The 26551-nt window shown below is 75.6% G+C and carries 18 protein-coding genes and 1 rRNA gene; 9 read left to right on the top strand and 10 right to left on the bottom strand.

What is annotated here, in order from left to right:
* Nucleotides 1-272: 272 nt before the first annotated feature.
* Nucleotides 273-707: a hypothetical protein gene (locus WHI96_RS27920; protein ID WP_425571745.1), complete on the bottom strand. Its 435-nt coding sequence runs from the start codon at nucleotides 705-707 to the stop codon at nucleotides 273-275.
* Between WHI96_RS27920 and hrpA the strand changes: the two genes are divergently transcribed.
* Both hrpA and WHI96_RS21765 read left to right on the top strand, forming a co-directional pair.
* Nucleotides 630-4529 carry an ATP-dependent RNA helicase HrpA gene (gene hrpA / locus WHI96_RS21770; RefSeq protein WP_425571744.1) on the top strand — a complete coding sequence of 1300 codons (3900 nt, stop codon included), beginning with the start codon at nucleotides 630-632 and terminating at the stop codon, nucleotides 4527-4529. The genes WHI96_RS27920 and hrpA overlap by 78 nt on opposite strands.
* Before the next feature lie 36 nt (nucleotides 4530-4565).
* Nucleotides 4566-4955, top strand: coding sequence for a VOC family protein (locus WHI96_RS21765; protein ID WP_345654771.1), 390 nt, complete (start codon nucleotides 4566-4568; stop codon nucleotides 4953-4955).
* A gap of 16 nt (nucleotides 4956-4971) precedes the next feature.
* Here the strand turns inward: WHI96_RS21765 and WHI96_RS21760 are convergent, their stop codons facing one another.
* The gene (locus WHI96_RS21760) at nucleotides 4972-6129 is read right to left on the bottom strand and encodes an epoxide hydrolase family protein (RefSeq protein WP_345654768.1); all 1158 of its coding nucleotides are present in this window, start codon (nucleotides 6127-6129) and stop codon (nucleotides 4972-4974) included.
* 110 nt (nucleotides 6130-6239) lie between these two features.
* Between WHI96_RS21760 and WHI96_RS21755 the strand changes: the two genes are divergently transcribed.
* A complete protein-coding gene (locus WHI96_RS21755; protein ID WP_345654765.1) occupies nucleotides 6240-7442 on the top strand; it encodes an acyl-CoA dehydrogenase family protein in 1203 nt (400 codons plus the stop codon).
* A gap of 15 nt (nucleotides 7443-7457) precedes the next feature.
* Here the strand turns inward: WHI96_RS21755 and WHI96_RS21750 are convergent, their stop codons facing one another.
* A complete protein-coding gene (locus tag WHI96_RS21750) occupies nucleotides 7458-8693 on the bottom strand; it encodes an oxygenase MpaB family protein (RefSeq protein WP_345654763.1) in 1236 nt (411 codons plus the stop codon).
* A gap of 56 nt (nucleotides 8694-8749) precedes the next feature.
* Here WHI96_RS21750 and WHI96_RS21745 point away from each other — a divergent pair, with 56 nt between their 5' ends.
* The gene (locus WHI96_RS21745; RefSeq protein WP_345654760.1) at nucleotides 8750-9406 is read left to right on the top strand and encodes a TetR/AcrR family transcriptional regulator; all 657 of its coding nucleotides are present in this window, start codon (nucleotides 8750-8752) and stop codon (nucleotides 9404-9406) included.
* Here WHI96_RS21745 and WHI96_RS21740 read toward each other — a convergent pair.
* The 5 genes from WHI96_RS21740 to WHI96_RS21720 form a co-directional block, all read right to left on the bottom strand.
* Nucleotides 9352-9786: a rhodanese-like domain-containing protein gene (locus WHI96_RS21740; RefSeq protein WP_345654757.1), complete on the bottom strand. Its 435-nt coding sequence runs from the start codon at nucleotides 9784-9786 to the stop codon at nucleotides 9352-9354. The genes WHI96_RS21745 and WHI96_RS21740 overlap by 55 nt on opposite strands.
* A complete protein-coding gene (locus WHI96_RS21735) occupies nucleotides 9783-10346 on the bottom strand; it encodes a cysteine dioxygenase (RefSeq protein WP_345654754.1) in 564 nt (187 codons plus the stop codon). The genes WHI96_RS21740 and WHI96_RS21735 overlap by 4 nt, the downstream gene beginning before the upstream one ends.
* A gap of 214 nt (nucleotides 10347-10560) precedes the next feature.
* Nucleotides 10561-16146 (bottom strand): SpoIIE family protein phosphatase, encoded by a 5586-nt coding sequence (locus WHI96_RS21730; RefSeq protein WP_345654751.1) that lies wholly within the window; start codon nucleotides 16144-16146, stop codon nucleotides 10561-10563.
* A gap of 86 nt (nucleotides 16147-16232) precedes the next feature.
* Nucleotides 16233-17093, bottom strand: coding sequence for an alpha/beta hydrolase (locus WHI96_RS21725; RefSeq protein WP_345654749.1), 861 nt, complete (start codon nucleotides 17091-17093; stop codon nucleotides 16233-16235).
* Nucleotides 17090-19588 (bottom strand): carboxypeptidase-like regulatory domain-containing protein, encoded by a 2499-nt coding sequence (locus WHI96_RS21720; protein ID WP_345654746.1) that lies wholly within the window; start codon nucleotides 19586-19588, stop codon nucleotides 17090-17092. The genes WHI96_RS21725 and WHI96_RS21720 overlap by 4 nt, the downstream gene beginning before the upstream one ends.
* 253 nt (nucleotides 19589-19841) lie before the next feature.
* On the opposite strand from WHI96_RS21720, the gene malQ reads away from it, so the two are divergent.
* Together malQ and WHI96_RS21710 are read left to right on the top strand one after the other, a co-directional pair.
* Entirely contained in the window at nucleotides 19842-21851 is a 2010-nt protein-coding gene (gene malQ / locus WHI96_RS21715; RefSeq protein ID WP_345654743.1) for a 4-alpha-glucanotransferase, read from the top strand.
* A 28-nt stretch (nucleotides 21852-21879) separates the two neighbouring features.
* Nucleotides 21880-22695 (top strand): 2-keto-4-pentenoate hydratase, encoded by an 816-nt coding sequence (locus tag WHI96_RS21710; RefSeq protein ID WP_345654740.1) that lies wholly within the window; start codon nucleotides 21880-21882, stop codon nucleotides 22693-22695.
* Between the two features lie 13 nt (nucleotides 22696-22708).
* Here WHI96_RS21710 and WHI96_RS21705 read toward each other — a convergent pair whose 3' ends face one another.
* Nucleotides 22709-23587, bottom strand: a complete 879-nt coding sequence (locus tag WHI96_RS21705; protein ID WP_345654737.1) for a diacylglycerol/lipid kinase family protein — start codon at nucleotides 23585-23587, stop codon at nucleotides 22709-22711.
* Nucleotides 23588-23640: 53 nt separating this feature from the next.
* On the opposite strand from WHI96_RS21705, the gene WHI96_RS21700 reads away from it, so the two are divergent.
* The 3 genes from WHI96_RS21700 to WHI96_RS21690 are packed head-to-tail and all read left to right on the top strand — an operon-like array spanning nucleotide 23641 to nucleotide 25976.
* Nucleotides 23641-24441 carry an SDR family NAD(P)-dependent oxidoreductase gene (locus tag WHI96_RS21700; protein WP_345654734.1) on the top strand — a complete coding sequence of 267 codons (801 nt, stop codon included), beginning with the start codon at nucleotides 23641-23643 and terminating at the stop codon, nucleotides 24439-24441.
* A 36-nt stretch (nucleotides 24442-24477) separates the two neighbouring features.
* The gene (locus WHI96_RS21695) at nucleotides 24478-24852 is read left to right on the top strand and encodes an RNA-binding S4 domain-containing protein (protein WP_345654731.1); all 375 of its coding nucleotides are present in this window, start codon (nucleotides 24478-24480) and stop codon (nucleotides 24850-24852) included.
* A 20-nt stretch (nucleotides 24853-24872) separates the two neighbouring features.
* Complete coding sequence (locus tag WHI96_RS21690; RefSeq protein WP_345654728.1) at nucleotides 24873-25976, top strand: quinone-dependent dihydroorotate dehydrogenase; 1104 nt, start codon at nucleotides 24873-24875, stop codon at nucleotides 25974-25976.
* Nucleotides 25977-26227: 251 nt separating this feature from the next.
* Here WHI96_RS21690 and rrf read toward each other — a convergent pair.
* Nucleotides 26228-26344 (bottom strand): 5S ribosomal RNA (gene rrf, locus WHI96_RS21685).
* Between the last annotated feature and the right edge of the window lie 207 nt (nucleotides 26345-26551).

The raw sequence follows: 26551 nt of genomic DNA, 5'->3' as shown, positions 1-26551 counted from the left end.
GTCCGGTTCGGACCCCATACCTGCCCTTCCCGAAATCCCCTCGACGACGCCTGCGAGGCCGGTCACCATGGTCGGCGCACGCCCGGTCCCGGGCGAGCAGGCAGACTGAACGAACGATGTCCAGCGAACCCGTCCCGTCTCCGACTTCCGCACAGCCGTCGTCGCACGACCGTCCGCGCCGACCCCGCCGCCGTCCCGGCGCACGGGGCGACCACCAGCCGCGCGGCGGGAGCTCCGGCACCCCGCAGGACACACCTCCACACGAGACCACCTCATCGGACCTCGCCGCAGCGCAGGCCGCCCCCGGGACGGAGGGCGCCGCGCGCGGCGTCCCGGCCCGCGATCAGCAGCGCCGCCGTGCATCGACGCAGCGCCGCCGCGGGCCTCGGGGTCGGCGCGCTGCCGTCACGGCGCCCGGCCCCGACCAGCCCGGCCGTCGCGGCCCCGACCGCGACGGCCCGGACCAGACGGGCCCCGCCCCGGCCGGGGAGACCGACGCCGGCCGCCCGCGCCGTCGCGCCGGCGACGGCCGCGACTCCGCCGAGCCGCCGCTCCCCCCGCTCGACGACGCCGAGCTCGCCGCCCTGCGCGAGCGCCTCGACGCGCTCGGCCCGGCCGAGGCCGAGCGGCTGCGCGGCCGGCTGGACCGGGCCCGCGACGGGCGCGCCCAGCAGCGGGTCGCCGATGCCGTCGCGAAGGCCGAGCACCGCGTGGAGCGCCGCCGCGCCGCGCTGCCGCGGATCTCCTACCCCGCGACGCTGCCGGTCTCCGCGCGCCGCGAGGAGATCGCCGACGCGATCCGCGACAACCAGGTCGTGATCGTCGCCGGAGAGACCGGATCCGGGAAGACGACGCAGCTGCCGAAGATCTGCCTCGAGCTGGGCCGCGGTGTGCACGGGATGATCGGGCACACCCAGCCGCGGCGGCTCGCCGCGCGCACCGTCGCCACCCGGATCGCCGAGGAGCTGGGCGTCGAGCTCGGCGGGGCGGTCGGCTGGAAGGTCCGGTTCACCGACGCCGTCGGCGACTCCACCATGGTCAAGCTGATGACCGACGGCATCCTGCTGGCCGAGCTGGCCGGCGACAAGGACCTGCTGGCCTACGACACGCTGATCATCGACGAGGCGCACGAGCGCAGCCTCAACATCGACTTCATCCTCGGGTACCTCACCCGGCTGCTCCCCCGCCGTCCCGACCTCAAGGTCGTCATCACCTCGGCGACGATCGACCCGGAGCGCTTCGCCCGGCACTTCGGCGCGGCCACCGACGGCGGGGACCCGACCCCGGCCCCGATCGTCGAGGTCTCGGGACGCACGTTCCCGGTCGAGGTGCGCTACCGCCCCGTCGTCGACCCGGACGACCCGGACGCCGACCCCGACCGCGAGTTGGACGACGCGATCGGCGACGCCGTCGTCGAACTCCAGCGCGAGGGCCCCGGCGACGTGCTGGTGTTCCTGCCCGGTGAGCGCGAGATCCGCGAGGCCACCGAGGCCCTGGAGCGGCGCAACCTGCGGAACACCGAGATCCTGCCGCTCTACGCCCGCCTCTCGACGGCCGAGCAGCAGCACGTCTGGGCGCCGCACGCCGGCAACCGGGTCGTGCTGGCCACCAACGTCGCCGAGACCTCGCTGACCGTCCCCGGCGTCCGCTACGTCGTCGACACCGGCACCGCGCGCATCTCGCGCTACTCGCGCCGGCTCAAGGTGCAGCGGCTGCCGATCGAGAAGATCTCCCAGGCCTCGGCGAACCAGCGGTCCGGGCGCTGCGGCCGTACCTCCGACGGCATCGCGATCCGGCTCTACGCCGTCGACGACTTCGACGCCCGCCCCGAGTTCACCGACCCGGAGATCCTGCGGACCAACCTGGCCTCGGTCGTGCTGCAGATGATCGCGCTGGATCTCGGCGAGATCTCCGAGTTCCCGTTCGTCGAGCCGCCGGACCGCCGCGCCGTCGCCGACGGCCTCGACCTGCTGCACGAGCTCGGGGCGCTCCGCCCCGACCGGCGCTCGCTGACCGCGGTCGGGCACTCGCTGGCCCGGCTCCCGGTGGACCCCCGGCTGGGCCGGATGCTGGTCGAGGCGCACCGCAACGGCTGCCTGCGCGAGGTGCTGGTCATCGCCGCCGCACTGAGCGTGCAGGACCCGCGCGAGCGGCCCACCGAGCAGCGCCAGGCCGCCGACGACAAGCACCGCCGCTTCGGTGAGGACGGCTCGGACTTCCTGGCCTACCTGCGGCTGTGGGACCACCTGAACGCCCGCCGCGACGAGCTGTCGGGCAGCCGGTTCCGCCGCGAGCTGCGCGAGGACTTCCTGCACTACCTGCGGGTGCGCGAGTGGTGGGACCTGCACGGCCAGCTCCGCCAGGCCGCCCGCAGCTCCGGCATGGACGGAGGCGACCACGACCCCGAATGGCCTCGTCACGCCGACCGGATCCACCAGTCCGTCCTGGCCGGGCTGCTGTCGCAGGTCGGCATGCAGGACCCCCTCTCCGAGAAGGTCAGAGGGAAGGGCGGTGGGGACGGTAGAGACGGGAAGAAGGAGCGGAGGGGTCCGAAGGACTACCTCGGCGCCCGCGGCGCGAAGTTCGCGATCTGGCCCGGCTCGGGACTGGCGCGCAAGCCCCCGCGCTGGGTGATGGCCGCCGAACTCGTCGAGACGACGAGATTGTGGGCCCGCACGGTCGCCCCGGTGCAGCCGGACTGGATCGAGCCCCTCGCCGGACATCTCGTCAAGAAGACGTATTCAGAACCGCGCTGGTCACGCAAGCGCGCGTCGGCGGTCGCGACCGAGCGGGTCACCCTGCACGGCCTGCCGCTGGTCGCCGACCGCAGCGTCGCCTACGGCCGGATCGACGCCGAGGTGAGCCGCGACCTGTTCCTGCGGCACGCCCTCGTCGAGGGCGACTGGGACACCCGGCACCCGTTCTTCCACGCCAACCGGGAGCTGCTCGACAGCGTCGAGGAGCTGGAGCACCGGGCGCGGCGCCGCGACCTCGTCGTCGACGAGGACACCCTGTTCGCCTTCTACGACGAGCGGGTCCCCGCCGACGTCGTCTCCGGTGCGCACTTCGACCGGTGGTGGAAGAAGGAGTCGAGGCAGGCCCCGGACCGGCTGACCTACACCGAGGAGATGCTGGCGACCGAGGCCGCGAAGCAGGTCGACCGCGCCCACTACCCCGACCACGTCGAGGCGGGCGGGCTGACCCTGCCGCTGTCCTACGCGTTCGAGCCCGGCCACCGCGAGGACGGCGTGACCGTCGACGTGCCGGTGGCCGCGCTCAACCAGGTCGACCCGACGCCGTTCACCTGGCAGGTGCCCGGGCTGCGCGAGGAGCTCGTCACCGCGCTGATCCGGACGCTGCCGCGGAACCTGCGCCGCAACTTCTCCCCCGCCCCGGACCACGCGAAGGCGGTGCTCGCCCGGCTGCGCGGCGAGACCGGCCGGCGCCCGCTGCTGGACGTCCTGGAGGACGAGCTCGGCCGGATGCGCGACGTGCACATCCGGCGCGAGGACTGGGAGCTGGAGCGGCTGCCCGAGCATCTGACGGTGACCTTCCGGGTGCTCGACGAGTCCGGTGCCGAGCTGGCCCGCGACACCGACCTGGACCGGCTGCGCCGCGCCCTCGCCCCGAAGGTCCGCGAGGAGCTGGCCGCCGCGGGCAGCGACGTCGAGGCGACCGGGCTGACGTCGTGGACGATCGGCGAGCTCCCCCGCGAGCTGCCGATCCGGCGCGGCGCGCACACGGTCACCGGCTACCCGGGCCTGCGCGACCGCGGCACGAGCGCCGACGTCCGGGTGTACGCGACGGCGCCCGAGCGCGATCCCGCCCACCACCGCGGCGCCCGGCGGCTCCTGCTGCTCGACACCACCCACCCGGGGAAGCAGGTGCAGCGCGGCCTGGACAACCGGGCGCGGCTGGCCCTGTCGCGCAACCCGCACGGCTCGCTCGACGCCCTGCTCGACGACTGCACCACCGCCGCGGCCGACCACCTGATGGCCCGTGGCGGGGGCGACCCGTTCGACGAGGCGCAGTACGCGCGACTCGCGGAGCTGCTGCGGATGCGGCTGCCGTCGACGACGCTGCAGGTCCTCGACGCCGTGCGCGGCGCGCTGGAGGTCTGGCACCGGGTCGGTGCGGAGCTGGCGGACCTGCGCGGCCCCGCCACCCGCGACGGCGTCGCCGACGTGACGGCGGTCGCGGGCCGGCTGACCGCACCGGGCTTCGTCACCGCCGCCGGGGCGACCCGGATCGGCGACGTGAAGCGCTACCTGCAGGGCTGCGAGCTGCGCCTGGAGAAGCTGCGCGCCGACCCCGCCCGCGACGCCCGCTGGACCGCCGAGATCGCGCCGGTCGAGGCGGAGTACCGCGGTCTGCTGGCCGCCCTGCCCGAGCACACGCCGCCGTCGCCCGCGCTGCGCGAGATCGGCTGGATGGTCGAGGAGCTGCGCATCTCGCTGTACGCGCACCCGATGAAGACCCGCCATCCGGTGTCGGTGCAGCGGATCGAGCGGGCGATCGACGCGCTCTGAGGCGTGACTGTCGGGGGTCGCAGGCACACTGCCGCCATGACCGATGCACCCATCGCCAGGTTCGCACTGTTCGCGCTCGACTGCCCGGACCCGGTGGCCCTCGCCCGGTTCTACTCGGCGATCACCGGCTGGCCGATCGGCGGGCCCACCGACACCGACCCCGACTGGGTCGAGCTCGACCCGGGCGCGGCCGGCGCCACCCTGGCCTTCCAGCAGATCTCCGAGGGGGAGTTCACCCCGCCCGAGTGGCCCGGGCAGGTGCGCCCGCAGCGCGGGCACGTCGACTTCAACGTGCCCGACCTCGACGCCGGGGAGGCCGCGGTGCTGGCGCTCGGGGCCACCAAGCACGAGGTCCAGCCCGCACCGGACAGCTTCCGGGTCTTCCTCGACCCGATCGGACACCCGTTCTGCCTGGTCCGGGAGTAGTCCCGGAGGCGCGGGCTCAGCGCAGCTCGCGGAAGAACGCGCGCACGTCGGCGACCAGCAGCTCCGGCTCCTCCAGGGCCGCGAAGTGCCCGCCACGGTCCACCTCGGTCCAGCGGGTGATGCGGTGCGCGGGCTCGGCGTAGCGCCGGATCCCGACGTCGTGCGCGAACTGGATCACCCCGGTCGGGACGCCGGAGGGCTGCTCGGGCTCGCCCCAGCTGCCGGCGTCGAGCGCGTAGCCGACGTAGGCCGACGACCCGGCCGTGCCGGTCAGCCAGTAGAGCATCACGTTGGTCAGCAGCCGGTCGCGGTCGAGGATGCGGTCGGGCAGCTCGTGCCGCGGGTGGGTCCACTCCCGGAACTTGTCCAGGATCCAGGCGAGCTGCCCGACCGGGGAGTCGGTGAGCGCGGCGCCGACGAGCTGCGGCCGGGTGGACTGGATCGCGATGTAGCCGAACTCCTCCTGCATGAAGGCACCGATCCGCCGCACGCGGTCGCGTTCGGCGTCGGTCAGCGCGGCCGTCTCGTCGTCGGTCAGGGCGTGCATCGGCGCGCCGAGGCTGCCGTTCACGTGCACACCGACCACGCGGTCCGGTGCGACCCGGGCGACCTCGGGGGCGACGGCGGCCCCGATGTCGCCGCCCTGGGTGCCGTAGCGGTCGTACCCGAGCCGGCGCATCAGCTCGTCCCAGGCCCGGGCGATCCGGGCGGTCGTCCACCCGTCGTCGGCGACGGGGCCGGAGAAGCCGAATCCCGGCAGCGACGGGACCACCACGTGGAACGCGTCCGCCGGGTCGCCACCGTGGGCCGCGGGGTCGGTCAGCGGACCGATGACGTCGAGGAACTCCACGACCGAGCCCGGCCACCCGTGGGTGAGCACCAGCGGTAGGGCGCCCGGTTCCGGGGAGCGGACGTGCAGGGCGTGGACGTCCTGCCCGTCGATGGTGGTCGTGAGCTGCGGGTACGCGTTGATCCCCGCCTCGGCGGCGCGCCAGTCGTAGTGGTCGCGCCAGTGCGCCACGATCTCGGCGAGGTAGGAGACGGGGACGCCGGTGTCCCATCCGTCGCCCGGCAGCGGGGCGGGGAGGCGGGTCCGGGAGAGCCGGTCGGCCAGGTCGTCGAGCTGTTCCTGCGGGACGTCGATCCGGAACGGGTGGACGGTCTCGTCGGTCATGGGTCCACTGAACCGGACGACCCGGACGGTTCCTGTCCTCGTCGGGCACAGCGGGATCGACGGATCGGTGTGAGGATCAGGTCTCCGTCGACGGCGAGGGGCCCGCGATCATGACCGCACCGACCACCCCGTACACCGAACTCGGCGAGGCCCTGGGCACCGACTTCTTCTCGGTGCGCGACCAGTTCACCGACGAGCAGTGGCAGCGCTTCGCCGACACCCGCACGTTCGTCGACGCCGAGGTCCTCCCCGGCATCAACGACTACTGGGAGCGCGCCGAGCTGCCCTGGCACCTGTTCCGGCGGCTACCGGAGCTCGGGATCGTCGGCGAGGACATCCAGGGCTACGGCGCGGCCGGGATGAGCCCGCTCGCGCTCGGCCTCGTGCACATGGAGCTGCACCGCGGCGACGGCTCGCTCGGCACCTTCCTCGGGGTGCACGCGGGCCTGGCGATGAAGGCGATCGCGATGTGCGGCTCGGAGGAGCAGAAGCAGCGCTGGCTGCCGGCGATGTCGACACTGGACAAGCTGGGTGCGTTCGCGCTGACCGAACCGATGCACGGTTCGGACTCGGTCGCGCTGGGGACCACCGCGACCCGCGACGGCGACCACTGGGTGCTGCGCGGGTCGAAGCGCTGGATCGGCAACGGCAGCGTCGCGGACCTGGTGGTCGTGTGGGCGCGCGACACCGACTCCGGCGAGGTGCTCGGGTTCGTCGTCGAGACCCCGGCGGAGGGCTACGAGGCCACCGTCATCCCGGGCAAGGTGTCGCTGCGGGCGCTCTGGCAGGCCGACATCGAGCTGGACGGGGTCCGGGTGCCGGAGGAGAACCGGCTGGCGCAGGCGCGGACCTTCGCCGACTGCGCCGCCGTGCTCGCCACCACCCGCGGCACCTGCGCCTGGATGGCCCTGGGCCACGCGACCGCCGGCTACGACGCCGCCCTCCGCTACTCCCTGGAGCGCGAGCAGTTCGGCAAGCCGCTGGCGAGCTTCCAGATCGTGCAGCAGCGGCTCGTCGCGATGCTCGCCGACCTGACCGGGATGCAGCTCTACTGCATGCAGTCAGCCCGGCTCGCCGAGGTGGGGAAGCTGTCGCCGACCGTCGCGGGGCTGGCGAAGATGCACAACACCCGGACCGCCCGCAAGATCCTCTCCGAGGCCCGGGACCTGCTCGGCGGCAACGGGATCCTGCTGGAGCACCACGTCGTGCGGCACTGGGCCGACATCGAGGCCATCCACACCTTCGAGGGCACCGAGACGATCCAGACCCTCATCGTCGGCCGGGACGTGACCGGGATCAGCGCGTTCACCTGATCCCGGCGGGAGGGGTCAGGCGGCCAGGTCGCGGGGGCCGGGGGTATCACGGCCGAAGCGGCGGGCCAGGTCGGCCTCGACGCGGCGGTCCGAGCGGCGCTCCAGCCACCGCCGCCCCCGTGCGGTCCGCGCGACGAGCAGCGACTCGACCAGGTTGCGCAGCACCTGCGACGGCCACATCCACGCCGCGGTCACCGGCAGGTCCAGGTCGCGCAGGCCCTCGGCGCGCAGGAACACCCGCAGCAGCGACAGCAGCCGCCGTCGCTCCCAGGCGCCGCGGAGCCGGTCGGCGGGGCCACCGGTCCGCTCGCTGCGCAGCCCCTCGACGAGCGCGCCCGCGAGCAGCGGGCCTGCGGGGGTGACGTCGCCCTGGGCCAGCACGATGTGGTGGTTGAACGCGTTCTGGGCGCGCTCGGTGTCGAACAGCCAGTCGCCGTCGACGCCCATCAGCCACCCGACGTAGCGCCACAGGTGCATGATCGCGTCGCCGTCGGCGCGCGGGACGTGCCGTCCGAGCAGCCGGCAGCCGAGGATCGCGGTGCTGTTGAACAGCCCGAGCGTGGCCGCGGCGTCGGCCTGGTTGATCGGCAGCCCGTGGGTGGCGACGTCGTAGCGGTCGCCCCGCTCGAAGCGCTCCGCGACGAGCGCGTGCATGGCGCGCACGTGCAGCGTCGCCGCCCAGCCCTCCCCGCCGGGCTCCATGCCGCCGGGACGGCTGACCGCGAACGCCCACGCCTGGGTCTCCCCGAGGCGGCGCATCGCGCCGGCGCCGGTGAGCCCGCCGGTGCGGACGAGCAGCTCGGTGGGGCCGCCGTAGCGGTAGCCGCCGATCAGCGAGAGCCCCAGCAGCACGTCGTCGCGGCTGCGGCCGAGCCTGCGGTAGGCGCGGGCGCCGCGTTCGAGCAGGTCCCGGTCGAGCCAGTCCGGGTCCGGGGTGACCGCGGCGAGGAAGTCCCGCAACGCGGGCGGCGCGTCGGCCGGCGCGGCGCCCGCGGCCAGCGCGGTGTGCAGTGCCCGCATGGTCGCGCGGCCGGCGTCACCGCTGTCGGCCCGACCGCGGTCGCGGCCCATCGCGCGGGCCAGCGCGGCGCCGGTCTCGTCGCGGGTGAGCATCCGGCGGCCGATCTCGGCGAGCAGCGCGGGGTCGGGGTCGCGGACCCCGGCGACCAGGCCGAGCGGACGGGCGATCCTCGCCGCGCGCTCGGGCGCACTGCGGAAGCGTCGCGGGGCGACGGGCGGCTCTGCCAGCATGGACCGATGCTGACACGAGCGAATGCTCGCCTTCAACGCGCGTTCCGGGGCACCCGGTGAGCGGCCGCGGGGCCCGGCGGCGCGAGCCGCGCCAGGAGCGCTCGCGGGCGATGGTGGAGCGGATCGTCGCGGCGGGCCGGGACGTGCTGGTCACCCGCGGGTACGACGGCGCGTCGACGAACCGGATCGCGGCCGCCGCCGGCGTGTCCCCCGGGTCGCTCTACCAGTACTTCCCGGACAAGGACGCGGTGCTGACCGAGGTGCTGGACCGCTACCTCGACGCGATGGAGGCTCGCGTCTCGCGCGAGTTCCTCGACTCGGTCGCCGCGGCCGGACCGGGGGCGGGCACCGCGCCGGCGGTGCGCGCGACCCTGGAGGCGCTGCTCGACACGTTCGGCGAGGAGCCGGACCTGCTGCGGGTGATCGTCGAGCAGCTGCCGCGCTCCCCCGGCGGGCGCCGGGCCGCGTTCGCCGCCCGGATCGACGACCTGGTCACCACGGTGCTGCTCACCCGCGGCGCCGGGGACACCGAGGCGGCGCGGGCCGCGGCGTGGACGGTCGTGCGGACCGTCGAGCACCTGACCACCGGCTACGTGCTGGAGCGGCCCGGGTTCGCGCGGGCGGTCGTCGTCGACGAGCTGACCGCGCTGGTCGCGGGCTACCTCGACGCGCGCCTGTCCGGCGGGCGGGTGGCGTCGGACGGGTCGTCCTGACCGGCCTCGACCGGGAGCCCGGCCGCGGCCCAGGCGCGGAACCCGCCGTCGACGTCGGTGGCCCGGTGCAGCCCGATGTCCTGCAGCGACGCGGCGGCCAGGCTGGAGCTGTAGCCCTCCGAGCAGAACAGCACCCAGGCCACGTCGTGGTCGACGGCCTCGGGGACGCGGGCGTCGGAGGTCGGGTCGAGGCGCCACTCCAGGTGGTTGCGCTCGATGACCAGCGCGCCCGGGATCTGCCCCTCCTCGCGGCGCTGCCATCCCGGCCGGGTGTCGACCAGGTGCGCCCCGGCGGCGGCGAGCTCCGCGGCCCGCCGCGGGTCGGGCCGGTCGAGCCGGGCGCGGGCGGCGGCGAGCAGGTCGGCGACGGTGCGGCTCATCCCACACCCTGGCCGGGTTCGACGAGCTCGGTGCGGGTGCGGCGCAGGCGCTGGTGCCCGGTGGTGCCCGCGACCTCCTCGACGTCGTAGTACGACATCGCCGACAGCGGCGGCGAGTAGGCGTGCACGCTCACCGCGGGTGCGTCGGCGGTGTTCGCGACGTCGTGCACGTGGCCCAGCGGGAACCCGGCGCCGCGGCCGTGGCGCAGGGTGCGGGTGCGCAGCCCGGACGGGCCGCTCCAGCGGCGCTCGGTCAGCGAGCCGGACACGACGGTGAGGGCGCCGAGCGACCCGGCGTGGTCGTGCAGCTCCGCGATCTGCTCGGTGGCCCAGCTGATCAGCCAGACGTCGACGAAGCCGTCGCTGCGCAGCAGCCGGTACCAGCGGCGGTCCGGGTCGACGACGACCTCGTGCCCCCCGGAGCGCACCTCGGCGGCGATCTCGCGGGTCAGCTCCTGCAGGTCCTCGAGACCGTACGGGGTGGGCGCGGTGACGGGTCGCGCGTGCGGAACGCGCAGGCGGGCGGGGCGGGACGCGGGCAGGGAGGCAGGCGCGGACACGGTGGTGCTCCAGGGAAAGGTCGGACGAGCGTGGTCGGGGGACTCAGCTCGGGCGACAGCCCTGGTCGAAGTGGTCGGCGCGACGGGTGCCCCACAGGGGTCCGAGGGTCGCTGCCTGACTCATGTCGGGAATGGCATCACAGCGGTGGGCACCGTTTCAACCCGCCGTCCGGCCCGCGGGAGGACCCCGCAGGTGTCCGGACAGGTCGGGAGGTCAGACGCCGTCGTCGTCGGACATCCCTATCACGGTGTCGAGGCCCGACAGCACCAGCGAGCGACGGGCCTGACTGCCGGCGGGCGCGACGAGGGTGAGCGCCGCCCCGTGGGTGCGCATCCGGCGCGCGACCTCCGACAGCAGAGCCATCCCGGCGCTGCTGACGAACGCCTCCCCCGGCAGGTTCAGCGTGATGGGCAGCCCGCGGTCGACGTGCTCCATCAGCGGGGCCCGGATCGCCGAGACCCCACCGAGGTCGAGGTCCCCGACGATCCCGATCCGCACACCGTGCGCGTCCGGGACGGCACGCAGCCGGGCCCGGACGGTGCCGTCGTCGCCGTCGCCGGACGGGGTGTCGACCCGGTCGCGGTCCGGTTCGGGCTCCCCGGCGACGAACTCCACCGGCGGGCCCGCGCCCGGGGTGCCCACCTCGACCGGGATCGCGGGCAGCAGGAACCGCACGGTGGTGCCGGAGTCCGACGGGTCGATGTGCACGTCCCCGGCGAGTTCGCGGATGAGCGCGATACCGCGGCCGCGGTAGCCGGGGTCGGGCGGCGGGGGCCGCCAGCGTCCGCCGTCGGTGACGCGCACCGCGACCGAGCCGTCCGCGGTCAGCGCCAGGTCGAGACCGACCCCGGCCCGCCCGTCGGTGTCCTCGGGCAGGTAGGCGTGCTCGATGGAGTTGGTGGCGGCCTCGCCGACGGTCAGCTGCAGGTCGCTGACCGCGTCCGGGCCCATCCCGCACTGCGCGGCCCAGGCTGCCACCGCGCGGCGCAGCGGGGCGAGCCGCTTCGGGTCGGCCTCGATCGCGATCCGCAGCGGCGGCGGCATGAGCCGCGCGACGACGACGACCGTGTCGTCGGGGATGACCATCCCCTCGGACATGCGGTGCAGCAGCGTGTCCGCCATGTCGCGGGGCTGCGCGGCGGACAGCTCGTCGAACGCGGCGGACAGCCGGGCCAGGCCGTCGTCGATGATCTCGTCGCGGCGCTCGAACAGGCCGTCGGAGCAGAGCAGGATCGTCTCGCCGGGCTCCATCCGGTCGACGGCCTCGGGGAACGGGGGCCGCCCGGAGATCCCCAGCGGCACGCCGCGGCCCTCGGACAGGGTCCGCACCCCGTCCGGGCCCGCGACCAGCGGCGGGGGGTGGCCCGCACTGGCGTAGCGCATCTCGCCGGTCCCGGTGTCGATCGTCGCGATGGCCACGGTGCTGGCCATCGCCCCGCGCACCCGCAGCGCGTACTGGTCGAGCTGCTCGAGCGCCCGCGCCGGGGGCTGGCCGTTGACCAGGTTCGACGCGACCGCGGACCGCAGCTGGCCCATCACCGCGGCCGCCGCCGGACCGCGGCCGACGACGTCGCCCACGACGAGCGCCACCAGGTCGTCGCCGAGGTCCAGGACGTCGAACCAGTCGCCACCGGCCTCGGTGCCCTGGGTGCCGGGGCGGTAGCGGGTGGCCAGCGACAGCCGTTCGATGTCGGGCAGGCGCTGGGGCAGCAGGCTGCGCTGCAGGGTGACCGCGACCTCGTGCTCGGCCTGGTGCAGCTGGGCGCGGACGATCGCCTGCGCGCACTGGTTGGCCAGGGTCAGCACGAAGCTGCGCTGCTCGGGGGTGAACACCGGCTCGACCGGGAACCGCAGCCCGATGACCCCGATCGGGCGGGCCGCGACCATCAGCGGCACCGCGGTGTGCACCGGGTAGCGGCGCACCTCGCCGTCGGCGGGCCCGGCCGCGTTCCAGATCGGCTCGCCGCTGCTGACCGCGCGGCTCAGCGGGTGCGCGCGGCCGGGGGTGCGCATCGGCGGGCCGTCGGCGGGCCAGCCGGCCTCCCGGAGCAGCGAGAGCGCGCCGCCCTCGTCGACGACGAGCACCGCGACCGCGTCGGCCCCGATCGAGATCCGGCCGTGCTCGACGACGACCTCGGCGACCGACTCCAGGTCGGTGGCCCGGGCCAGTCCGGTCGCGACCGCGCCGAGGCGCTCGGCGAGCCGGCGGGCCTCGGTCTCGGCGTCCAGCATCGAGGCCCGGTCCAGCGCCTGCGCGGCGAGCTCGGCGACGGCGACGGCCGCCTCCTTGTCCGCGTCGGACAGCCGTCGCTCGGTCAGCATCGCGACGGCGAGGACCCCCAGCGAACGCCCGCCGGCGATGAGCGGCAGGTAGCCGATGGTCTGGGCGTGGTCCGGTGCGATGCCGATGGCCGCGGGGTAGCGCGTCGCCCACTCGTGCGCGGTGGTGAACCACACCGGCTCGTGCCCGGACAGCACCTCGGTGAACGCCAGCGGCGCGTCGACCCGGATCCGGGCGGCGCGCTGCCACATCTCGCGGTCCCACCCGTGCCCGGTGAGCGCCTGCAGCCACTCCCCGCGGATCTCCCAGAGCCCGGCGTGGTCGGCGTCGAGCAGGTCGACGATGTGGTCCGCGGCGATCGCGGCGACCTCGCCGGGGGTCGCGGCGGCCGACATCTTGGCGGTGGCGCGGTGCAGCAGGCCCAGGCGCTGGGCCGAGGCGCGTTCCTGCTCCAGCAGCCGGGCGTTGTCGACGGCCAGCCCGGCCCGGCGGCCGATCTCGGACAGGAGGTCCAGGTCGTCGTCGGTGTAGGGGTCGCCCGCCTCGGTGCGGACGACGGTCAGCACGGCGCTGGTACGTCCGCGGGCGGGCAGCGGCACGACCATCGCCGAGGTCATGCGCAGCCGGGTCCAGGCCCGGCGCTGGGTGGGCGCGAGCCTGCTCAGGACCTCGTCGAGGTGGGCGGCGTCGAGGATCTCGGGTCGGCCGTCGTCGTCGGCGGGGACGAGCGGGGCCAGCCGCCACAGCGAGGGTTCCAGCGCCGAGCGCTCCGCGGAGACGGCGAGGGTGCCGGTGCCGGTGTCCGCGTCGGCGTCGTGGACGACCGCGATGTCGGCGAGCCGGTCCTCGACGACGGCGCGGACGAGCCGGTCGGTGCGGCCGGTTCGGGTGATCTCCCGTTCCAGGGACTCGGCGACCTCGGAGTAGATGCGGTGCCTGCGCTGCTCGCGGTGCTGGACGTCGATGTCGAGGCAGCCGCCGACGTAGCCCGCGGAGCGTTCGCCGTCGCGGACGGGTGCGCCCCGGTCCAGCACCCAGCGGTAGCGGCCCGCCCGGTCCAGGAGCCGGTACTCGACCTCGAACGGCGCGTGCGCCCGGGCGGCCGCGGAGGTCACCGAGCGGTAGCGCTCGCGGTCGTCGGGGTGGATGCGGCGGCGCCAGTCGTGGCCCAGCTCCTGAGCCGCGTCCTCGACGCCGGTGAAGTCCAGCCAGCCCCGGTTGACGAACAGCCGGTGCCCGCCCGGGTCGTCGACCCAGATCAGCGCCGGGGTGGAGTCGGCCATGGCCCGGAACTGCAGCTCGGCGGCCCGGCGGACCCGGCCGAGCTGCAGGTGGTTCGCGACCCGGGCGAGCAGCTCGCGGGCGGAGAACGGGCGGACCAGGTAGTCGTCGGCGCCGGCGGCGAAGCCCTCGACGGCGGCCTCCTCCCCGGCCCGCGACGACAGCAGCACGACCGGCACCCCGACCGTGCGGGGGTCCGACCGCAGCGCCCGCAGGAGCTCGATACCGCCGTTGCCGGGCAGCGCCGCGTCGGCGACGACCAGGTCCGGCGGGTCGGTGCGGGCGGACTCCAGCGCGGCCGCGCCGTCGGCGACGACCCGGACGGTCCAGCGTTCGACGAGCAGGTCGCGCAGGTAGCCGCGCATCTCGCGGTCGTCGTCGACGACGAGCACCCGGTCGCGGTGGTCGACCTCCAGCCCGTCGACGACCGACCCGTCCACCGAGCGTCCCCGGGCGAGGACCGGCGGGGCGCCCGCGGGCTCGGGGGCGTCGGGCAGCCAGCGCAGCGCCTCCGCCACGTAGGGCGCGGCGAGCTGCGGGGCGGTGCGGGACCCGACCCGGGCCCGGACGAGGCGTTCGGGGGGCAGGTGGGCGAAGCCGAGCGGCAGCCGCACGATGAACGTGCTGCCCGCGCCGGGATCGCTGCTCACGCCGATGGTGCCGCCGTGCAGACGGATCAGCTGGCGGATCAGCGGCAGACCGAGGCCGCTGCCGTCGCCGCTGCGGCCGTGCCGCCGGGTGGGCCGGTGGAAGCGGTCGAACACCGCGTCGAGCTCGCCGTCGACGATGCCGGCGCCGGTGTCGGCGACCCGCAGCACGACCTGCTCGCCGTCCTGGGCGAGGTCGACGGTGATCGTGCCCTCGCGGGTGTACTTGACCGCGTTGCTGAGCAGGTTGAGGACGACCTTCTCCCAGGCGTCGCGGTCCACCCAGACCGGCCGGACCTGCGGCGGGCAGGACACCGACAGCTCCAGCCCCGCCCGCTCGACGACGGGCGCGAACGCGTCGACGAGCGCCGCCGTGGTCGTCCCGATCTCGGTCGGGGCGAACAGGCCGTCGTGCCTGCCGGTCTGCAGGGCGGAGACGTCCAGCAGCCCGTCGACGAGCTTGAGCATCCGCTGCGCGTTGCGCTGCGCGAGCTCCACCTGGGTGCGGACGGCGGCGTCGTCGTGGTCGCGCAGCCGCTCCAGCGGTCCGAGGACGAGGGTCAGCGGGTCGCGGAACTCGTCGCCGAGGCCGGCGTAGTACTCGGCGCGGGCCTGCTCGATCAGCCCGGCGTCGTCGCGCCGGTCGCGCTCGCGGTCGCGGGCGAGCGCGGCGGACAGCAGGCCGCCGATGGTGCCCGCGATCAGCCGTAGGAACGAGCGGTGGTCCTCGTCGAGCGGGAGCAGCGGCGGCGCCCCGATGACGACGGCGATGCCGGCCGACCCGTCGGGGGTGTGCACCGTCGCCCGGACGACGTCGGTGACCGGGACGCCGTCCTCGCCGTGGACCGCGACCGGATCGACGGCGAGGAACTCGACGTCGGTGGCGTGGTCGGGGTCGAGGTCGTCCGCGAGCCAGCCCGCGGGCGGCGCGTCGATGCGGACGGTGGCCAGTGGGCCGGGGTCGGCGCCGACCGTCGTCACCACGGCGCAGCCGACGTCGTCGGGCAGGTCGGTCAGGACCGTGCAGAGCCGTTCGACGGCGATGTCCAGCGTCGGTGCGTCCCGTGCCACCTCGCCGAGCGCGGCCAGGAGCGCCATCCGCCGGCCGCCGACGACCTGCGGGGTGGTCTCGGCCGTGAAGACGATCAGGCCGAGGACGCCACCGTCGGGACCGCGGACCGGGGTGGCGGAGTAGGTCCACCACGTGACCTCCGGGGTGTCCCAGCGATGCAGCACGATCCGGTCGTCGCTGCGGTAGATGCCCTCCCTGTCCCCGGAGAGCAGCTCGTCGAGGTGGCCCCCGAGGTGCGCGGTGGTCTCCGGCCAGCCCTCCCGCAGCGGTCTGCCGAACGACCGGGGGTGGCGCAGGCCGGAGTGCCGGGCGAACTCGTCGTTGTAGAACAGGACGAGTTCGGGTCCCCACCACGCGACGAGCGGCTGGCGGCTCTCCAGGATGAACCGGATGGTGTCCTCGAGTTCGCGGTCCCAGGTGTCTCGCGCGCCGAGCGGGGTCGCCGACCAGTCGGTCGCCGCCAGCAGGTCGCGGACGGGGACGTACTCGTCCTCCGTCCGCCGGTCGAACCGATCCACCGTGCGCGCCACCCCGTTCCGCCGTGCCGGCCCCAGGATGGCATCACCGGGGCGGGTCCGGCGCGGTGAGACGGGGATCGGTCGGGTCAGGTCGCCTGACGGGCCGCGTGTCGGCGCCGGTCGAGCCAGTCCCGCAGGTCCGCGAGCGGGGTCGCCCGGCCCGGTTCGTGGTAGATCTCGTGCCAGAAGCCTTCGTACCAGAGCACGGTGGTGTCGGCGGACCCGGAGCGCTCGTCGAGCAGCCGGGTGCCCGCCGGGTCGGTCAGCCGGTCCGCGGTCCCGTGCTGCACGAGCAGCGGGATCCGCAGCTCGGCGGCCCGGACGGGCAGCTCTGCCATCTGCCGGTAGATCTCCGCGCCCAGGGCCAGGGTGGGGCGGCCGTGATGCACGAGCGGGTCGGCGTCGTAGTCGGCGACGACGGCCGGGTCCGAGCTGATCGCGGAGGTGTCGATCCCGACCGGGCGGACCGTGGGCACGACCTTCGCGACGACCGACAGCAGCGGCACGAGCGCCGCCGGGACGGCGTCGGAGGCCAGTGCGGGCGCGGACAGCACGAGCCCGTCGAGCCGGTTCTGGTGGCGCAGCGCGAAGGCGAGCGCGATCTGGCCGCCGAGGCTGTGCCCGAGCAGGAACACCGGGACGCCGGGATGGCGGGCGATCGTCTCGCGGCGGAAGGTCTCGAAGTCGGTGAGCAGGTCGTCGTAGCGGCGGACGTGCACCCGGGTGCCGCCGGAGCGGCCGTGGCCGCGGTGGTCGAGGCCGTACACGGCCCAGCCGTCCGGGACCAGCGTGTCGACGACGGCGTCGTAGCGGCCGGAGTGCTCACCGATGCCGTGGCTGACCAGCAGGACACCGCCCGGGTCGCCCTCGGGGAGGCGGCCCTGCCAGAACAGCTCGATGCCGCCGACGCCGGGGAGCCGGCCGTGGACCTCCGTGGCGCCGGTCACGAGCCCGCCAGGTCCCGTCGCTCGTCGCCGCCGGGGGCGAGGTCGACCTCCACGCCCGGGCCGTCGCCCGCGGCGAGCAGGTAGCGGCCGGGGCCGAGGTCGGTGAGGCGGTAGGTCCCGTCCGCCGCGGCGGTCGTCGAGGCGACCGGTTCGCCGTCCTGGGAGAGCACGACACCGGTGCCCGCGGGCGCCGAGCCGTGGACGGCGGCGGCAGCGGCCAGACGCAGGGTGGTGCCGGCGTCGTCGTCGCCGACGGTGCAGGTGGCGACGCCGGGCAGGTACCCGTCGGCGCGGGCGACGACGACGAACGCCCCGGCGCCCGGCGCCGTGACGTGCGCCGTCCCGTCGGCGTCGGTGGTGGCGGAGCCGATCGGCCCGCCGGAGCGGTCGCGCAGCGCGACCTCGGCGCCGGACAGCGGGGCGTCGGTGGCGTCGACGACGCGGACCGCGACCACCTGCGGTGCCGTGTCCGGCACGACCGCCGACGGCACGGGGCCGGTCCGGAGCACCGACAGGGAGACGTCCTCGGCGTGGTCGGGACGGGTGGCGGTGGTCGGGCCGGCGCGCACGGGGGTCTCCTCGGCCTCCGGCGCGGTCGTGGACCGCTCCGGGGTGGTGGGGTCCGGGGTCGGGGCCTCGGCCTGCGGGTCCTGCTCCTGCTCCCGCGGGGCCTGCTCCGGCGGTGCCTGCTCCTGCGGTGCCTGGCGGGGCGGGTCCGGGACCGTCGTGTCGGGCGCGGTCGCGACGGCGGCGACCGGGGCGACGACCGCGGCGGCAGCGAGCGGGGCGACGGTGCGGGTGGCGCCCTCGGTCGTGCCGGTGCGGGCCTCGTCGGTGCGGGCCTCGTCGGTGCCGGTCGCGTCGGTGCCGGTCACGGCGTCGTCGGTCACGGCGTCGTCGGTCACGGCGTCGTCGGTCACGGCGTCGTCGGTCACGGCGTCGTCGGTCGTGCCGGGCCCCGCCGCGGCCCCGGTCAGGGCCTCGGTCTCGCCGGTGTCCGGCACGGAGGCGTCGGTGTCCCCGGCCGGGCCACGGACGTCGACGGCGTCGTGCGCACCGGCGGTGCGGTCGGTGGTCACCGTGCCGCCGGAGCCCGCGGGAGAACCGGCGTCCCCGGTCCTGTCGGACACAACGGTGTCCCCGGGAGAAGCGGTGTCCCCGGGAGAAGCGGCGTCCTCGTCGGGGCCGCTGTCGGTCACGGAGGTCCCGCGCAGCGACGGGGCGAGATGCCGCGGTCCGCTCCCCGGACGCGCCGACCGCAGGACCCGCGGGGCGGGCCGGGGCGGCGGCTCGGGGTTGTCACCGGTCTCGCGCACGGAGCGGGCGCCGGTGGCGGCGAGCCCGATCGACGGGATCCGGCTCACCGGCGGGGTGTCGCCGGCCGTCTCGGGCGCCGCGGCCTGCTCGGGGACGCGGCCCGCCCAGGTGTGCGGGGTCGAGATGCGGTCCCGGGCCTCGCGGAACTCCCGCTCGGTGTCCGGGTCGGCCGGGGCGCGGACCGACGTGCGCTCCGACGGCAGTGCCGTGACCCGCCGGACCAGGTCCGGGTCGAAGGGCGCGCGGGACTGCGTCGTCGCGGCGGGCGGGGCCTCGTGGGCCTCCTCCACGGAGGCGGCGTCCCCGGCCGAGGCGGTGGACCCGGCCGACGCGGCACCCGGCGTGGTGACGTCGGTGGACGCGCCCTCACCGGCGGCGGTCCCGTCCGCGGCGGCGGGCGCCTCGGGGGTGGTCGTCGACGCGCCCCCGACGACCGCGGTCCCGGAGGTGGGCGTGCTGATGTCGGGCGCCGAGCTGTCCGGGCCGGAACCGGTGGCCGCGGTCGCCTCGTCGGCGGTGCGGGCAGCGGGGTCCGCGACGGCCCGTCGCCGCACGAACGGCGTCGGGGCCGGGGCCCGCCGGGCCGGTGCCGGTTCGACGGGCTCGAGCGGCTTGCCGTCCTTGAATCCGCGCGACCAGGGCGGGCCGACCGGGCCCGCGCTCACGTCGGGCGTGACCCGCGGGACCGTCGGCAGCTCGTCGGTGGGGTCGGCCGCGCCGACCGCCTCGGTGATGTCGGGCGCCGACGACGACGGCCCGACGTCCGGGGCGGCCTCCGCGGCGGGCCGCGGGCGCTCCTCCTGAGGACGGACCGCGGCGACGGGCGTGGTCGCGGAGACCGCGTCCTCGGGATCGTCGTCCACCGCGGCGTCGGACCCGGCGACCTCACGGTCCGGGGCCGGCTCCTCGTCGACCACGGGTTCCGGGGCATCGTCGACCGGAGGCGCCGGAGAACCCGGGGACACCGGGGGCGCAGACGGGTCGGGCGCGGGCCTGCGCGGCCCGTCGTCGAGGCCGCGGGCGCGGCGGTCGACGAGATCGGCGACGGTGCGCGGACGGTCCCCTTCGGACGACGCGACGTCGTCCTCCCGGCCCCGCCCCCACCGCAGGAATCCGGCGATCCCGACGGCCACCAGCACCACCACCACTACCAGCCCGAGCAGGGCCCACGTCGACATCTGGAAGTCCTCCTGCCGGAGCTGCGCGAACCGTCGTCCACGACACGGTGCGGCCCGGGAGGAGGTGCCCGTCGCCGGGCCCCGCTGCCCGGCCGGCCACGGTGACCGGGTCGGCGCATCCGGCGACGCACCGTAGCACCGTGGGCCCCCTGACCGGGGGTGATCGGAGGCGTCCCGCGTGTCGGTCGCGGAGGTCGCCCGTCTCACCCCGGGCGGCCGGGCCGGGCGGCCGCCCATCCGCCAGGATCGACCCATGACCAGCGACCCGGTGACCCCCGAGCTCGCCGAGATCGCCGACGCGTACGGCGTCGCGACCTCGTACCTCGACGGCAGCAGGACCGAGCAGCGGATCGACGCGGCGGTGGTCCGCACCGTCCTCGGGTTGCTGGAGGTCGACGTCGCCTCCCCCGACGCGCGACGGGTGGCGCTCGCCGGCGCCCGCGAGCGCGCCGGCGCCGAGGCGCTGCCGCCGACGATCGGGCTGCGCAGCGACCGTTCCCGCACCGTGCCGGGCCGCGGGCGCCTCACCGCCGTCGACGGTGCGCGTGGCGACGAGGGATGGGCCCGCGACGTCGACGGCGAGCTCCCCGCCGGGCTGGAGCCGGGCCGCTACACGTGCGAGACGACGGCCGGGCGCGCCCACGTCGTCGTCGCGCCGCCCACGCTGCCCGACCCGCCCCGGACGTGGGGCTGGATGCTGCAGCTCTACGCCCTGCACTCACGCGACTCGTGGGGCATCGGCGACCTGGGCGACCTGACCACGCTGATCCGCGGCGGGCACGGCGCGGGCGCGGTGCTGCTCAACCCGCTGCACGCGATCACCCCGGTGCCGCCGGTGCAGCCGTCGCCGTACACGCCGTCCTCGCGTCGCTACGCCACCCCGCTGTGCCTGCGGGTCACCGCCCTCCCGGCCTACGCCGCCGCCGACGCGGCCACCCGCGCCGAGGTCGACGCCCTGCGCCCGGAGACGACCGGCGACCGGATCGCGCACGACCGGGTCTGGGCGGCGAAGCGGTCCGCGCTGGAGGCGCTGTGGCGCAGTGCCGGGTACCCCGACGGCGACCCTGATGCCGACCTGCGCGACTTCGCGACCTACTGCGCGCTGGCCGAGCGCTACGGCGGCCGCTGGTCGCTGTGGCCCGAGCACCTGCGTCGTCCCGACGCCCCCGGCGTCGCCGCCGCCCGTACCGAGCTGGCGCCGCGCATCGCGTTCCACGCCTGGGTGCAGCGCCAGGCCGAGGCGCAGCTGGCCGGGGTCCGGGCCGCCGCGAAGGACGTGGGGATGCCCGTCGGGGTCATCCACGACCTCGCCGTGGGCTGCGACCCCGAGGGCGCCGACGCGTGGATGCTGCAGGACGTGCTCGCGCTCGGCGCGACGGTCGGTGCCCCGCCGGACGCGTTCAACCAGCGCGGCCAGACATGGGGCCTGCCGCCGTGGCGCCCGGACCGGCTCGCCGACACCGGCTACGCCGCGTTCGGCGACATGACCCGCGCACTGCTCGCGCACGCCGACGGCCTGCGGATCGACCACGTCATGGGGCTGTGGCGGCTGTGGTGGGTGCCGTCGGGGCAGACGGCCGACCGCGGCACCTACGTCCGCTACGACGCCGACGCCATGCTCGCGGTGCTGCTGCTGGAGGCCCACCGCGCGGGCGCGCTGGTCGTCGGCGAGGACCTGGGCACGGTGATCCCGCGGATCCGCGAGGACATGGCCGAGCGGAACCTGCTGGGCTCGACGGTGCTGTGGTTCTCCCGCGACCCCGACCCGGTCACCGGCGGCGACGACGGCCCGCTGCGTCCGCCGCGGCGCTGGCCCGAGCGGTCGGTCGCGACGATCTCCACCCACGACCTGCCGACCGCGCCCGGGTTCCTGGCCGGCGAGCAGGTGCGGGTGCGGGCCGAGCTGGGGCTCCTCGACGACCCGACGACCGAGGAGGCCAAGGCCGGCGCCGAGCGGGACGAGCTGCTGGCGCTGCTGGCCTCGGAGGGGCTGCTCGGCTCCCCGGACGAGGCTGAGGACGGGGCCGAGGACACCGTGGTCCTGGCGCTGCACGCGCTGCTGGCGTCGGCGCCGTCAAGGCTGGTCCTGGCCTCCCTCTACGACGTGCTGGGCGAGACGCGGCAGCCGAACCTGCCCGGCACCGTCGACGAGTACCCGAACTGGCGGATCCCGCTGCCGGTGTCGCTGGAGGACGCGCTCGCCGACGAGCGGGTCCGCCGCGTCGCCGCGGTGCTGCGCGCCCGGACCGGCGACGACGGCTGATCCGCGGCCCTGGCAGGATGCCGCCCCGATGGGTGCCGAGAACAGCTCCGCGGGCATGGACCCGACCGCCGTCGACCTCGTGCGGGCCGACGGCACCGCCGGTGCGCTGTGGCAGGCCTGGACCACCGGCGAGCGGATCGCCGCGCTGCCGGAGCTGCTGCGTCCGCGCAGCCTGGCCGAGGGCTTCACCGCGCAGAGCAGGCTGTCGGAGCGGGCCGGGCCGTCCTACGGTTGGAAGCTCGCGGCGACCGCGCCCGCCGGGCAGGCCCACATCGGGGTGGACGCCCCGCTCCCGGGGGCGCTGTTCGAGCGGTTCCGGCACTCCCCCGGTGACGTGGTGCCGTCCGACGACCTGCACATGGCCGTCGCCGAGGCGGAGTTCGCGTTCGTCATGGGTGCGCCGGTCGGCGCCGACGCGACCCGGGAGGAGCTGCGCGCCGCGGTCGCCGCCGTGCACGGGGCGGTGGAGCTGCCGGAGTCCCGGTTCACCGACTTCGTCGCGGCCGGTGCGCCGTCGCTGATGGCCGACGCCGCGTGCGCCGGCCGGTTCGTGCTGGGCCCGGAGCTCCCCGGCGCCCTCGACCTCGACCTCGCCGCGACCCCGACCACCCTGCAGGTCGACGACGAGCAGGCGGCCGGGTCCGGCGCGGCCGTCCTCGGGGACCCGTGGACGGCGCTGGCGTGGCTCGCCGACCTCCTGCCCGGCTACGGCCTGCGGCTCGAGGCGGGCGCGGTCGTCACCACCGGGACGACGACCGTCCCGATGCCCGTGCACCGCGGCGCCCGGGTGCGGGCGAGCTTCGGCGACGGCCTCGGCGCGGTGGAGTTCACGCTCGCCCCGTGAGCACGGGCGGGGGTCAGCGCACGACGTTCAGTGCCCCGGCCGCGCAGCGGACGCGGATCGCGGTGCCGCCGGTGACCTCGTCGACCTCGCCGTCGATCTGCACCGGCATCGGCCCGCACGCGATGAACCGGAAGTCCGAGGTCGCGGGCTGCCGGCCGAGCCCGGCGAACGCCGCCCGGGCCGCCACCCACAGCTGCTTCCACTTCGGACGGTGCTCCAGCAGCACGACCTCGAACCGGCCGTCGTCGGGACGGCTGGTGGCCGACAGCTCGGCGACCTTGGCCATCTCGCCGATGTTGGCGAAGACCAGGTTGTCGATCCGGCGCCGGTCGCCGCGGGAGAACTCCACCTCGAACGGGGTGAACGCCCAGAACGCCCGCACCGTGGTGATCAGCTCGCGGATGCTGCCCTTGCCGCCCTTCTCGATCTGCAGTGCGACGACGGGGGTCAGCCCGAACCCGATGTAGGAGTGCGCGTAGTGCGGCGGGTCGTCGTCGCGGTGCATCTCGAGCAGGTCCATCGGCTCGGGGCGGCCGTCGAGGATCGCCTCGACCAGCGGACGGCGTGCGGTGACGCGGTCGTGGTCGTTGGCGTTCCCGGCGGCGAGGACGGCGGCCGAGGCGTCGGTGCCCGGCACGTCCATGATCCCGTTGACGACCTCGTTGTAGCCGCCGTCGCCGGACGCCGACACGATGAGCGGGCGCCCGCCGGCGGACGCGGCCTCGCGGGCGATGACGCGGGCGTGCCCGGCGTACTCGGTGGGCACCAGCCGCACGGCCAGCTCGGGCCGGGCGGCGGCGAGCTCGTCGCGCAGCTGTTCGGCGAGCACGTCGGCGTCCCCCGTACTGCCCGGGTTGAAGACCACCAGCACGGAGTCGATCGGCTCAGCCACGCGCACACCGTAGACGCCTGCGGTCCCGCCACCGTTGCGGCACGGTGGGAATCATGGATCTGCAACTGAACGGGCGCCGGGCGATCGTCACCGGTGGGAGCCGCGGCATCGGGTTGGCGACGGCCCGGGCGCTCGCCGCCGAGGGCGCCCGGGTGGCGTTGTTCGCGCGCGACGCCGGCGCACTGGAGGCCGCCGCGGCCGCACTGCGCGCCGGGGGTGCGCCGGAGGTGGCGGCCGTCGCCGTCGACACCACCGACGACGACGCGGTCCGCCGCGGGGTCGCCGCCGTCGCCGACCGGTTCGGCGGGGTGGACGTGCTGGTGAACGCCGCCGCGCGGCCGGCGAGCGCGGGCCCGCCGACCGACCTGGCGTCGATCACCGACGACGCGGTGCGGGTCGAGCTGGAGACGAAGGTCCTCGGCTACCTGCGGTGCGCGCGGGCGGTCGCGCCGCTGATGCGCGCGCAGGGGTGGGGCCGGATCGTGAACGTCAGCGGTCTGAACGCGCGGAAGTCGTCGTCGCTGGTGGGGTCGGTGCGCAACGTCGCGGTGGCCTCGATGACCGCGGCACTCGCCCAGGAGCTGGGTCCGCACGGCATCAACGTGACGGTCGTGCACCCCGGTGTCACCGAGACCGAGCGGACGCCCGACGCCGTCGCCGCGCGGGCGGGGTCGGCCGGGATCACCGGGGCCGAGGCCCGCGCAGAACTGGACGCGACGACGACGATCGGCCGCATCACGACCGCCGCGGAGGTCGCCGACGTCATCACGTTCCTGTGCTCGCCCCGTTCGGTCGCGATCACCGGCGACGCCGTCGCCGCGGGTGGGGGGACGCCGGGCGTCGTGCACTACTGAGGCCCGGACTGCCGTCCCGGATGGCACGATGGTCCGATGGAGGGGACCCGCGTGGACCGGTGGCTGTGGTCGGTGCGCCTGGCCAAGACCCGTGCCGACGCCGCGACCGCCTGCCGCGGCGGGCACGTGCGGATCAACGACCGGCCCGCGAAGCCGGCCGCGACGGTGCAGGTCGGGGACCGGGTGCGGGCGCGGGTGTACGACCGGAACCGGATCGTCGAGGTCACCCGGGTGATCGAGAAGCGGGTCGGGGCGCCGGTCGCGCAGGAGTGCTACGTCGACCACACCCCGCCGGAGCCGAGCACCGCGGGGCAACCGCTGTTCGCCCACCGCGACCGCGGCGCCGGCCGCCCGACCAAGCGCGACCGCCGCATGCTCGACCAGCTGGGGCTGTCCCGCCGCACCTCCTAGGCCGGTGTGAGGATGGGGGCATGTACGACGCCCTGATGCGCCACGTGCTCCGGCACGTCCCGTCCGAGCCCGCGCACCGCATGGGGTTCGGTGTGGTCCGCACACTCGGGACCGCGCCCGTCGTGGGTGAGCGGGTCGCGGAGCGGTTCGCCCCGTCGGACCCCGTGCTGCGCACGCGGGCGCTGGGTCTGGAGTTCGCGGGCCCGCTCGGTCTCGCCGCCGGTTTCGACAAGGACGCCGAGGGTGTCCTCGCGCTCGGCAGGCTCGGGTTCGGCGCGGTCGAGATCGGCACGGTGACCGGTCGGGCGCAGCCCGGCAACCCACGGCCCCGCCTGTTCCGGCTCGTCGACGACGCCGCGCTGGTCAACCGGATGGGCTTCAACAACTCCGGCGCCGGGACCGTCGGGCCCCGCCTCGCCGCGCTGCGCGCCCGTTCCGGGCCGGGGATGCCGGTGCTCGGGGTCAACATCGGCAAGAGCAAGGCGGTACCCGCCGAGGACGCCGCCTCCGACTACCGTGCGAGCGCCGCCGCGCTGGGCGCCTACGCCGACTACGTCGTGGTCAACGTCAGCTCCCCGAACACCCCCGGGCTGCGGGACCTGCAGCAGGTCGACGTGCTGGAGCCGCTGCTCGTCGCGGTGCGTGAGGAGCTGGACCGGGTGTCCGGGGACCGTCGTGTGCCGCTCCTGGTGAAGATCACGGTCGACCTGGCGCCGGAGGATCTCGACGCCGTCGCCGACCTGGCCCGCCGGATGCGGCTCGACGGGGTCGTCGCCACGAACACGACCGTCTCCCGCGACGGCCTGCGCACCGCGCCGGACGTCGTCACCGCCACCGGTGCGGGTGGCCTGTCCGGCCGTCCGCTGACCGAGCGGGCCCGTGCGGTCGTGCGGCAGCTGCGGACCCGCCTCGACGACGACCAGGTCGTCGTCTCCGTCGGCGGGATCGCCGACTCGCAGGAGGCCTACCGTCGGATCCGTTCCGGCGCGGCGCTGGTGCAGGCCTACACCGGTTTCGTCTACGGCGGTCTGCTCTGGCCCGCCCGGGTCCACCGCGAGCTCGCGGCGCTGCTGCGCGCCGACGGCTTCTCGTGCGTCGACGACGCCGTGGGCGCCGATCTCTGACGCCTGCGGCGGCCGGTGTTCCCGCCCGCCGCTCCCCGCGCACCCCACGTCGCACACCTTCCTGCGACCTCGCAGCCCCTGCAGAGGGTGCGAGGTCGCAGGAAAGCATGCGAGGTGCGCCGGCCCACCGGCGGCGCGGGGAACTCCACAACGGAGCACACCCCGGACCCGATACGCCGCGGCGCGAAAAGAGTCCAGAAATGAGAAATACCCCGGACTCGACAGTCCGGGGCATCTCCCATGAAGTTGAATGTCGGCGACGACCTACTCTCCCACACCCTGGCGAGTGCAGTACCATCGGCGCTGGAAGGCTTAGCTACCGGGTTCGGAATGGGACCGGGCGTTTCCCTACCGCAATGACCACCGACAACACTATCAACTATCACCCCTACCCCGAACCCGGGACAGGGGCCGAGCACACACACCACCCCACACCCCCCGATGTCACCCGGGGGACGTGGATGGTTGTGGACTCAGGGTCACACAGTGGATGCGAACAACTCGTTGTGGCAAGCCCTCGGCCTATTAGTACCGGTCAACTCCACCCCTCACAGGGCTTCCATCTCCGGCCTATC

Origin of the sequence: Pseudonocardia tropica (assembly GCF_040105315.1) — a bacterium.
Classification (GTDB): domain Bacteria; phylum Actinomycetota; class Actinomycetes; order Mycobacteriales; family Pseudonocardiaceae; genus Pseudonocardia; species Pseudonocardia alni.
The sequence above is the reverse complement of the archived record's forward strand: the minus strand, read 5'-3'. Positions and strand labels throughout refer to the sequence as shown.